This is a genomic window from Actinoplanes sp. NBRC 101535 (genome assembly GCF_030269225.1).
GTDB lineage: Bacteria > Actinomycetota > Actinomycetes > Mycobacteriales > Micromonosporaceae > Actinoplanes > Actinoplanes rectilineatus.
In genome coordinates this window covers 54,751-65,541 of record NZ_BSSY01000008.1, presented here as the reverse complement: position 1 = coordinate 65,541, position 10,791 = coordinate 54,751, and the positions used below count along the sequence as shown (strand labels likewise).

Sequence of the window (10,791 nt, the reverse complement as noted above, 5' to 3'; positions counted from 1 at the left end):
GGCTGAGACAACCGAGCCGTCACCCACGGCCCGAAATCGCGCCACAGAACCGGGAACGACGGCCGGACTGCCCCAATCGTCCTCACCCCGAACTGACCAAATCGTCCTCGCCCCAACTGCCCCGATCCGAGCCGCCCGCCCCCAACCGACCCGAACTGTCCTCGCCACGAGCCGTCCTCCATAGCGACACGAGTGCCAGAACCGCTACCCGACGACGCGACGACGGCCGAACGAGCCGAACCGTCCGTCCGTCTGTCCGGGCAGAGCGTCCGGGCAACAGTTCACGGCTCGCTAGACACGTTTCGTCGTCAGGGTCCACATGGCGACTTCAGCCGCCCACCACGCCCGTAATCACCACACCCACCCGAGCGTGGTGATTACGGGCGCCCACCACGCCCGTAATCACCACACCGCCACGGGTGTGGTGATTACGGGCGCCCAGCGCGCCCGAAATCACCACGCAGACCTTGACCGCGAAACGTGTCTAGCCCGCCGTGAACTCAGAGGGCCATCGAAGTCAGCCGCATATGGGCGGCCGCCACGAACGCCTTCTCGTCGTCCGCATGCAGCCGCAGCTGGGTGACCGGCGGGCTGGCGCCGGCCGGGAGTGGCAACGCGACCGGCGACCGCAGGTGGATGTCGACGTTCGTCTCGCTGCCGGCGACGAGGTGCAGGGCGCCGTCCTCGACCTGGATGCTCTTCGACGACGGCAGTGGGCGCACACTGCGTGTCACCGTGGTGATCTGCTCCCACGGCACGGTGATGTCGACGCCCAGGGCGGTGCGCGCCCGGATGCCGGCCGGGCCCACCACGTGGGGGGTGCGGCGCATCGCGGCCAGTAGGCCCAGCATCCACAGCAGGCCCCAGAGGCTCAGCGCCAGGGTGATCCAGCGGGCCGGTGGCCATGGGATCACGTGGCTGACGATCACGTCGAGGATCGGAATCTCGACGATCGACATGCCGATGAAGGCGCCGAGGATCGGGTTGACGATGCGGTGGTGGGTGAAGGCCTGTTCGCCGGGGGCCAGGTCGAGTGGGGCGCGCCGGAGCCATTGGAACAGGCTGCGCCACATCATGGCTTCGACCGCGGCCATTCTGCTCATCATCGTGACCTCCCCCGAACCCTTTGCAATACGACTGCAATGTAACCGGGGAACGGCTCGGGGCGCAAGGCGCGGCAGGGCGGTGACCAGGCACGGGAAGATCGCGTTGGGGGGTACGGGACTCCCCATCACGCGTACGAAAAAATGAAGAACGGCCTGGACCGAATCGCCCAGGCCGTGCCGAAAGAGAGATCTAGTGATGTGAGGGGTGGTCGCCGAGCAACTTGGTGGCCAGCACCGCGGCCTGCGTGCGACGCTCCAGGCCGAGCTTGGCCAGCAGGCTGGAGACGTAGTTCTTGACCGTCTTCTCGGCCAGGAACATCCGGCCGGCGATCTCCCGGTTGGTCAGGCCCTCGGCGACCAGTTCCAGGATGCGGCGTTCCTGATCGGTCAGCGACGCCAGCTCGCGGGGCTGCTCGACGCCGTTACGGATGCGTTCGAGGACACGCTGGGTGACCGCCGGGTCGAGCAGGGACTGGCCGGCGGCGACCCGGCGGACCGCGTCGACCAGGTCGGTGCCGCGGATCTGCTTGAGGACGTAACCGGACGCGCCCGCCATGATCGCGGCGAACAGGGCCTCGTCGTCCTCGTAGGACGTCAGGATGAGGCCGTTGATCGACGAGTCGACGGCGCGCACGTCGCGGCAGACGTCGATGCCGTTGCCGTCGGGCAGGCGGGCGTCGAGGACCGCGACGTCGGGGCGCAGTGCGGGGATACGCCGGGCCGCCTCCCGGGCGGAACCCGACTCGCCCACGACCTCGATGTCGCCGCCCGCCTGGAGCAGATCGACGAGGCCGCGGCGGACGACCTCGTGGTCGTCGAGGAGAAAGACTCGGATCATGTCTTATTCATACCGCCCGCCCGGCCCCACACCTAGGGCACAAGGTCCCGGCGACCCGGATCTCCCGACCGGCTAGCCTCGGACACGTGTCAGACGGATCTCCGCCCACCCTCGGCCTGAGCCCCCTGTCCCGCATCCGCCTGGACGAGCTGTTGCAGGAGATGCAGAACCGGGTGGGCGCCATCGTGTCCAGCCGGGAACGGCTGCGGGCGCTGCTGGACGCCGTGGTCGGCATCGGCACCGACCTGGATCTCAACAGCACGCTGCAGCGGATCGTGGAGGCGGCGTGCGCGCTCGCCGACGCGAGGTACGGGGCGTTGGGCGTGCTGTCGCCGGACGGTCCGAGCCTGTCCGATTTCGTGACGCACGGCATCGATCCGGCGACCCACGCCAAGATCGGTGACCTTCCGCACGGCCGGGGTGTGCTGGGCCTGCTGATCACCGAGCCGCGGCCGGTCCGGCTGCCGGACATCACCCAGCATCCGGACTCGTACGGCTTCCCGGCGCACCACCCGCCGATGCACAGCTTCCTCGGCGTCCCGGTCCGCACCCGCGACCAGATCTTCGGCAACCTCTACCTGGCCGAGAAGATCGGGGCCGCCGAGTTCACCGAGGATGACGAGGAGATCGTGGTGGCGCTGGCTGCCGCGGCGGGCGTCGCCATCGACAACGCCCGGCTCTACGAGGTGGCCCAGCGCCGGCAGCGCTGGCTGGAGGCGGCCGGCGAGATCACCGGGGTGCTGCTCGGGACCGTCCGCCGGACCGAGGCGCTGCGGCTGATCGCCCGCCGGGCCCGCGAGGTCGCCGACGCCGAGCTGGTCATGGTGCTGCTCTACGACGAGGAGAACGACCGCTACACCATCGAGGTGGTGGAGAGCGCCGACGCCGACTGCAAGGGCATGACCGGCCGGGTGCTGCCGGTCGACGGCCTCGGCGCGCAGACCTTCGGCACCGAGCGCTACCTGATGCTGGACAACCTGCGTGAGGTCGCCGAGTGGCCCGGTCCGGTGCCGGGGAGCGCCGCGCTGGCCGCCCCGCTGGCCGGCGCGGACATGCCGCAGGGCGTGCTGATCGTCAGTCAGGCCGTGCACCGGGCGATCCTCACGTCCGACGACGCGGTGCTGCTCTCCACGTTCGCCGGGCAGGCCGCGCTGGCCCTGGAACGTGCCCGTGCCCAGGAGCAGCGGGAGCTGCTGGCCGTCCTGGAGGACCGCGAGCGTATCGCCCGCGACCTGCACGACGTGGTCATCCAGCGGTTGTTCGCCACCGGCATGCAGCTGCAGGGCGCGGCCGCGCAGGCGTCCGGGGCCAAGCCGGAGGTGCTGCGGCGGGTCAACGCGGCGGTCGACGACCTGGACGCCACCATCCGCGACATCCGCCGGTCGATCTTCGAGCTGCGCGCCCCGGTCGGCGCCACGCTGCGCACCGAGCTGCGCGACACGGTCGACGCCGCCTTCGACACGCTGGGCTTCCGGCCGGTGCTGGAGACGTCCGGGCCGGTGGAGAGCGCCGTGCCGGACGACATCGTGCCGGAGCTGATGGCGGTGCTGCGCGAGGCCCTGGCGAACGTGTCCCGGCACGCGAACGCGACCGCCGTCCGCGTCTCGGTGCGTGCCGCCGGCGGCGAACTGATCCTGCAGGTCGAGGACGACGGCGTGGGCATCGACCCGGCGCTGGCCCGCGGCGGCATGGTCAACATGGGTGAGCGCGCCCACGACCTCGGTGGGGCCTTCGAGATCGCCACCCGGCCGGACGGCACGGGGGCCATGGTCACCTGGCGGGTTCCGCTGTCCGGTTGAGGGGGACTTTCGGCCCTTAACGGACCGGGCACCGGCACGGCACGGTGGAGGTACACCGTGAAGGAGAATCAGCCGTGACGCGCTACGACGAGTCCGACCTGCGGCGCGCCGCCGCGGCCGGGATCCATGCCCCATCCATGTACAACAGCCAGCCGTGGATGTTCCGGCTCCGCGACGGCGCCATCGAGGTCCTCGCGGATCCGGGCCGGCACCTGGCCGTCGCCGACAACGGCGGCTGGGCGATGCGCCTGGCCTGCGGCGCGGCCACGTTCAACGCCCGGCTGGCGCTGGCCTGGGCCGGCACCCCGGCCGAGGTGCGCCTGCTGCCCGACGGCCACGAACCCGAGGTGATCGCCCGGCTGACCCCGGGACGGCAGCGCCCGCCCACCTACATCGAACGTGACCTGCACGCCGCGATCGAACGCCGGCACAGCAACCGGGAGCCGTTCTGGCCGGACCCGGTGCCCGCCGACGTCCGGGTCCGCCTGATCGAGGCGGTGCAGGCCGAGGGCGGCTGGCTCGATCTGCTGGTCGGGATGACCGCACTGACCGGCTTCTCGGAGATCGCGCACAGCGCCGACCGGGTGCTGCGCCGCGACGTGCGCTACCAGTCCGAGCTGATCACCTGGACCGGCGCCGACACGGCCGAGGACGGCATCCCGGTGGCCGCCGGCGCGCCGGTCGCCGAGCACCAGGACCTGATCCCGCAACGGTCGTTCGCGCAGCGGCACCGGTCGCCGGGACGCGACTACGAGCCGGAGCCGCTGGTCGGCATCCTGGGCACCGCCGGGGACCGCCGGCTGGACCAGGTGATGGCCGGTCAGGCGCTGCAGCGGGTGCTGCTGGCCGCGACCGACGCCGGGCTGACCGGTTCGCTGATCTCCCAGCCGATCGAGGTGCCGGCCGCCCGCGACCAGTTGCGGCGGTCGCTGGGCCGCAGCGGGTTCCCGCAGATCGCGTTCCGGGTGGGCTACGGCTATCCGGGTCACCCGTCCGCCCGCAGGGACGTGGCGGACGTGCTACTAAGCTGACGGCATGAGCCTGCACCTCGACCGGGAGAGCCCGATCCACCGGCTCTCCCCCGAGGTGAAGATCGTGGCGATGCTGCTCTTCACCGTGCTGGTGGTGAGCACGCCACGCACCGCGTTCGCCGCGTTCGGCGGCTACCTCCTGCTGCTCGCCGTCGTCGCGGTGATCGCCCGGGTGCCGGCCGGCTGGCTGGCGAAACGGGCCACCATCGAGCTGCCGTTCGTGGTTCTGGCGGTGGCGCTGCCGTTCGCCGGGCGCGGCGAGCGGGTCGACTGGCTGGGCTTCTCGCTGTCGGTCGACGGCCTGCACGGCGCATGGAACATCTTCGCCAAGGGCACGCTGGGGGTGCTGGCGTCGCTGCTGCTCGCCGCGACCACCACGATGCGGGACCTGATCCTCGGGCTGGACCGGCTGCGCTGCCCGGTGGTGTTCACCCAGATCATGACGTTCATGCTGCGCTACATCGACGTGCTCGCCGACGATGCGCGGCGGATGCGGATCGCCCGGCTCTCCCGGGCGTACGATCCGCGGTTCCTCTGGCAGGCCAAGGCGTTCGCGGTCGGCGTCGGGTCGCTGTTCCTGCGCTCCTACGAGCGTGGTGAGCGGGTCTACCTGGCGATGCTGTCGCGCGGCTACACCGGTCGTCTCCCGGCCGTCTCCGACTCCCGGGCGCCCGCCCGGGAATGGGCGTTGTCGGCCACGCTCCCGGTCGCCACCGCCGCGATCCTGGCCGTGGTCCTCGCCAGGGGCATGTGACTCCTCCTCGTTCACACCCGCTGCGGGTGTGACCGGCTCCGCCTCTAGCATCATCGGCATGACCCCGGCCCTGAGCATCACCGGACTGCGTTTCGCCTATCCCGACGGGCGCGAGGCGCTGCGCGGCGTCGATCTGAGCGTCGCGCCGGGCGAGCGGGTGGCCCTGCTCGGGCCGAACGGGGCCGGCAAGACCACGCTGGTGCTGCATCTCAACGGCATCCTGCACGGCGGCGGCGGGCGGGTGGAGATCTCCGGGATGCCGGTCGCCCCGGGCGACCGGGCGGCGATCACCGAGATCCGGCGCCGGGTCGGCGTCGTCTTCCAGGACCCCGACGACCAGCTCTTCATGCCTTCGGTCGCGGAGGACGTCGCTTTCGGCCCGGCCAATCTGGGGGTACGCGGTGCCGAGCTCACCGCACGGGTGGACGAGGCGCTGGCCGCCGTCGGCATGACCGGGCACCGTGACCAGGTGCCGCACCACCTCTCGTTCGGGCAGCGGCGCCGGGTGGCGGTCGCGACCGTGCTGGCGATGCGCCCGGAGATCCTGGTCCTCGACGAGCCGTCGTCCAACCTCGACCCGGCCAGCCGCCGCGAACTGGCCGAGATCATCGAGTCGTTGCCGGTGACCGTGCTGATGGTGACCCACGACCTGCCGTACGCCCTGGAGCTCTGCCCCCGCTCGGTGATCCTGGACGCCGGCCGGATCGTCGCCGACGGCGGCACGCAGGCGCTGCTGGCCGACCGTGAGTTGATGGCCGAGCACCGCCTGGAGCTGCCGTTCGGCTTCGACCCCGCTATGCGGCGCGGCTGAGCGGGGCGCTGACGCCGCCGATCAGGGCCTGCCACGTCTTGGGCCCGATCACGCCGTCGACGGCGATCGGGGTGCCGCTCGCCAGGACCGCCGCCTGCACCTCACGGACCGCGTCCTGGGTACGCGGGCCGTACTCCCCGTCGGGTTCGACCGTGACGCCGGCCCGGTGCTGGACGCCGCGGACCGCGTTGCCGCGCGATCCCGGGGCGACCTCGACGAGCAGGGCGTGCCAGGTGTCCGGGCCGACGACGCCGTCGTCGGTGAGTCCCCGGGTCCGCTGGTAGGCGCGGACGGCCTCGCCGGTCTGCGGTCCGAAGACTCCGTCGACGGTGACCGTGTGGCCGTGCGCGAGCAGCAGGTATTGCAGGGTCGGGACGGGGTGGTCCTTGGTGCCCTGCCGGGTCGTCGGCCAGGGGTTCAGGGTGTCGGTCATGGGGGTCCCCTTCCTCATCGTCGAGCGACGGGTATGTGGTGCCTACCCCACCCTCTCTTCTAGAACCGTCGATTGAAAGGGTGAAGAATCTCTCGACCACGGAATCTTCGGCTCACCTGTTCGTAAGCGTTCGTTCAGCACGGAGATCACGCAGATGCGAACACAGAGTCGACAGACCGTGACACGTAGTGGGAAATGGCACGAGCCCGGCCCCTTGAGAAGGGCCGGGCTCGCCGTCGATGATGATCAGTTCTCCGCCCAGTCCCCCAGGGACCAGTCGCGGACCTCCGGCATGTCCTCGAGGTGCTCGACGACGTACCGCTCGTGACGCTCGAGCTGCTTCTCGCACCACGCCTTGACGTCCGACGCGCCGCTCGGCAGCCGACCCGCGTTGTTGATCGCGTCCATCACCAGGTGGTAACGCGACGCCCGGTTGCGGACCGTCATGTCGAACGGGGTCGTCGTGGTGCCCTGCTCGATGAACCCGCGCACCCGGAACCGGTCGGCGTCCGGCCGGCCGTGCACCAGCTGGTGGATGGCGCCCGGGTAGCCGTGGAAGGAGAAGACGACGTCCACGTGGTCGGTGAACAGCTCCCGGAACATGGTCTCGCTCATGCCGTGCGGGTGGTCCTTCGGCCGGGGCAGGGTCATCAGGTCGACCACGTTGACCACCCGGACCTTGAGCTGCGGCAGCTTCTCCTTGAGGATCTGCGCCGCCGCCACCGTCTCCATGGTCACCACGTCACCGGCGCAGGCCAGCACGATGTCCGGGTCGCTGGAGCCGTCGTCGGTGCCGGCCCATTCCCAGATCCCGGCGCCCTTGGTGCAGTGCTCGATCGCCTGGTCCATCGTCAGCCACTGCAGCTGCGGCTGCTTGTCGATGACGATCAGGTTGATGTACGACCGCGACCGGAAGCAGTGGTCGGCGACCGAGAGCAGGGTGTTCGCGTCCGGCGGCAGGTACACCCGGGCCACGTCGCCGCGCTGGGTCAGCACGTTCTGGATCAGGCCGGGGCCCTGGTGCGAGAAGCCGTTGTGGTCGTTGCGCCAGGCCGTCGAGGTGAGCAGGATGTTCAGGCTCGGCACCTTGGCCCGCCACGGCAGGTGGCTCGCCTCCTGCAGCCACTTGCCGTGCTGGATCGTCTGCGACGCGCTGACCATCGCGAACGCCTCGTAGGTGGCGAACATGCCGTGCCGCCCGGTGAGGTTGTACCCCTCCAGCCAGCCGTGGCAGTTGTGCTCGGACAGCACCTCCATCACCCGGCCGTGGCGGCTGATCTTGACGTCGTCGCCGGTGACCGACTCCATGAAGCCGCGGTCGGAGACGTCGAAGACCGCGCCGAGCCGGTTGCTGTTGGTCTCGTCCGGGCAGAACAGCCGGAACCGGTCGTCGTTACGCTGGTAGATGTCGCGCATCATCTCGCCGAGCTTGCGCGTCGACTCGGCACGCCCCTGGGCCGGCCGCTGCACGTCGATCGCGTAATCCCGGAAGTCGGGCATGTCGAGATCCCGGGTGAGCAGTCCACCGTTGGCGTGCGGGGTGGCGCTCATCCGCAGGTCGCCGTCCGGGTTGATCGAGCGCACCACGTCGGTCGGTGAGCCGGTCGCGTCGAAGAGCTCCTCCGGACGGTACGACCGCAGCCAGGTCTCCAGATCGCGCAGGTGCTCGTCGTTGCCCTTGACACCGGAGAGCGGCACCTGGTGCGAGCGCCACGTGCCGGTCACCGTGATCCCGTCGATCTTCTCCGGGCCGGTCCAGCCCTTCGGCGTACGCATGATGATCAGTGGCCAGTGCGGGCGCTGCCCGTCCCAGGTGCCGTTGCGGGCGGCCGTCTGGATCGCCCGGATCTTGCCCCACGCCTCGGCGAGCACCTGCGCGAACCGGTGGTGCATGCCGGGCAGGTCGGAGCCCTCGATCTCGATGACGTCGTAGCCGTGGCCCTCGAGCAGCTTGCGCACCTCGGCCGGGTCCTTGCGGGCCAGCACCGTCGGTCCGGCGATCTTCGCGCCGTTGAGGTGCAGGATCGGCAACACCGCGCCGTCGTGCTCCGGGTTGATGAAGGAGACGCCCTTCCAGGAACCCTCGAGGGGGCCGGTCTCCGCCTCGCCGTCGCCGACCACCGCGATGGCCAGCAGGTCCGGGTTGTCCATCACCGCGCCGAACGCGTGCACCAGGACGTACCCGAGTTCGCCGCCCTCGTGGATGCTGCCCGGGGTGGTCACCGAGACGTGGCTGGGGATGCCGCCCGGGCTGGAGAACTGGCGGAAGAGCGTGAGCAGGCCGTCCTCGTCCAGGCTGACCTTCGGGTAGACCTCCGAGTAGGTGCCCTCGAGGTATCCGGCGGCCACCAGCGCGGGACCGCCGTGACCGGGACCGGCCAGGTAGATCGCCTGCTGGCCGGTGGTCTTGATCAGGCGGGAGACGTGGGCGTACACGAAGCTCAGGCCCGGGCTGGTGCCCCAGTGGCCGAGCAGACGCGGCTTGATGTGCTCGGAGGTCAGCGGCTCCCGCAGCAGGGGGTTGCCCTGCAGATAGATCTGGCCGACGGTGAGATAGTTGTTCGCCCGCCACCAGGCGTCGAGGCCGGCGACCTCGGACTCGTCGGGAGCGGCGAGCTTCCGCACGAGTGCGTCCTGGTCGAGCGTGGCGGCCCGGTTTTCCGAAACGGCGGTCACGGTCATTCCTCTCGGGAGAAGCGTGTTCGCGTCCTGACGTGCTCTTCGCGTTCTTTCAAGGTCGAATCTAGGCTTGCGGAAGCACGGCCGCAGGGGGCCAAAGACATCGGTCCCGGGTCTTTCGGCCCACCCGCCCGGGACGTTACCCACCGCCGGGTCCCGTATGCCGTTCCGGGCCTCCCGATCAGGGACACTTGTCGATATGATCGGCCGCGTGCCCGCCGTCGAATCGGTTCTGGTGGTCGGTGCCGGTGCGGCCGGCTGTGCCACCGCGATCCTGCTGGCCTCGGCCGGCGTCACCGTCGATCTGATCGACTCCCGCCCCACGGTCGGCGCCGTGGGCTCCGGGATAACCCTGCAGGGCAACGCGCTGCGCGTCCTGCGCACCCTGGGCGTCTGGGAGGATCTCCGACCTCGGGGGTACGCCTTCGACGGCCTCGGCATCCGCGCACCCGGCCCGCAGGCGGCCCTGCTCGGCGAGGTCACCGACAACCGCACCGGCGGGCCCGACCTGCCGGCCACCTTCGGCACGTACCGCCCGGTGCTGGCCCGCATCCTGGTCGAGCGGGCGGCGGCAGCCGGTGCCCGCATCCGGTACGGCACCGCCCTGACCGGCCTCGACCAGGACGCCACCGCGGTCACCGCCCACTTCGCCGACGGCACCTCCGGCGTCTACGACCTGGTGGTCGGCGCCGACGGCCTGCACTCGACGACCCGGTCCGCGGTCGGCATCGACCTGCCCACCACCGACGTCGGCATGGACATCTGGCGTTTCGTCGCGCCCCGCCCGCCCTCGGTCACCCGCACCGAACTGATCTTCGGCGGTCCGCTCTTCATCGCCGGCTTCTGCCCCACCGGCGACGACTCCCTCTACGGTTTCCTGGTCGAACGCCCGCAGAACCGCGGCGACCTGCCCCCGGCCGAGGCGCTGGAGCTGGTGCGGTCCCTGGCCGAGCCCTACCACGGCCCGTGGGACGACATCGTCGCGTCGTCCCCGGTGAACTTCACCCGCTTCCAGGTCCACCTGCTGCCCCCACCGTGGAACCGCGGCCGCGTCGTCCTGATCGGCGACGCCACCCACGTCTGCCCGCCGACGGTCGCCCAGGGCGCCGCCCAGTCCCTGGAGGACGCCGCCGTCCTGGCCGAACTGCTGACCACCCGTCACACCGTGGACGACGACCTGTGGACGGCGTTCACCGAGCGCCGCTACGAACGGGTGAAGACCGTCGTCGACGTCTCGATGCAGATGTGCCACTGGCTGCTGGAGGGGGTGCGCGGCGACGTACCGGGCCTGCACGCCCGCGTCTTCCAGGCCGTCTCCCACCCCGCCTGACCCGCTTGCA

9 protein-coding genes are annotated in these 10,791 nt (G+C 70.8%); 5 read left to right on the top strand and 4 right to left on the bottom strand.

Going from position 1 to position 10,791, the window contains the following annotated elements:
- Window positions 1–500: 500 nt before the first annotated feature.
- Both QSK32_RS22675 and QSK32_RS22670 read right to left on the bottom strand, forming a co-directional pair.
- A complete protein-coding gene (locus QSK32_RS22675) occupies window positions 501–1,106 on the bottom strand; it encodes a hypothetical protein (protein ID WP_285473078.1) in 606 nt (201 codons plus the stop codon).
- A 190-nt stretch (window positions 1,107–1,296) separates the two neighbouring features.
- A complete protein-coding gene (locus QSK32_RS22670; RefSeq protein ID WP_045746243.1) occupies window positions 1,297–1,944 on the bottom strand; it encodes a response regulator in 648 nt (215 codons plus the stop codon).
- Between the two features lie 161 nt (window positions 1,945–2,105).
- Between QSK32_RS22670 and QSK32_RS22665 the strand changes: the two genes are divergently transcribed.
- The 4 genes from QSK32_RS22665 (at window position 2,106) to QSK32_RS22650 (ending at window position 6,339) form a co-directional block, all read left to right on the top strand.
- Window positions 2,106–3,743, top strand: a complete 1,638-nt coding sequence (locus tag QSK32_RS22665) for a GAF domain-containing sensor histidine kinase (RefSeq protein WP_285473283.1) — start codon at window positions 2,106–2,108, stop codon at window positions 3,741–3,743.
- 74 nt (window positions 3,744–3,817) lie between these two features.
- A complete protein-coding gene (locus QSK32_RS22660; protein ID WP_045746221.1) occupies window positions 3,818–4,774 on the top strand; it encodes an Acg family FMN-binding oxidoreductase in 957 nt (318 codons plus the stop codon).
- A gap of 4 nt (window positions 4,775–4,778) precedes the next feature.
- Window positions 4,779–5,528 carry a cobalt ECF transporter T component CbiQ gene (gene cbiQ / locus QSK32_RS22655; RefSeq protein ID WP_045746222.1) on the top strand — a complete coding sequence of 250 codons (750 nt, stop codon included), beginning with the start codon at window positions 4,779–4,781 and terminating at the stop codon, window positions 5,526–5,528.
- Window positions 5,529–5,586: 58 nt separating this feature from the next.
- A complete protein-coding gene (locus QSK32_RS22650; protein ID WP_045746223.1) occupies window positions 5,587–6,339 on the top strand; it encodes an energy-coupling factor ABC transporter ATP-binding protein in 753 nt (250 codons plus the stop codon).
- On the opposite strand, the gene QSK32_RS22645 is transcribed toward QSK32_RS22650, so the two are convergent.
- Both QSK32_RS22645 and QSK32_RS22640 read right to left on the bottom strand, forming a co-directional pair.
- A complete protein-coding gene (locus tag QSK32_RS22645) occupies window positions 6,323–6,772 on the bottom strand; it encodes a peptidoglycan-binding domain-containing protein (protein ID WP_045746224.1) in 450 nt (149 codons plus the stop codon). The two genes, QSK32_RS22650 and QSK32_RS22645, sit on opposite strands and share 17 nt — an antisense overlap.
- Before the next feature lie 246 nt (window positions 6,773–7,018).
- Complete coding sequence (locus QSK32_RS22640; RefSeq protein ID WP_045746225.1) at window positions 7,019–9,454, bottom strand: phosphoketolase family protein; 2,436 nt, start codon at window positions 9,452–9,454, stop codon at window positions 7,019–7,021.
- Between the two features lie 208 nt (window positions 9,455–9,662).
- On the opposite strand from QSK32_RS22640, the gene QSK32_RS22635 reads away from it, so the two are divergent.
- On the top strand, window positions 9,663–10,781 hold the full coding sequence (locus tag QSK32_RS22635) for an FAD-dependent monooxygenase (RefSeq protein WP_285473077.1): 1,119 nt from the start codon (window positions 9,663–9,665) through the stop codon (window positions 10,779–10,781).
- Window positions 10,782–10,791: the final 10 nt, after the last annotated feature.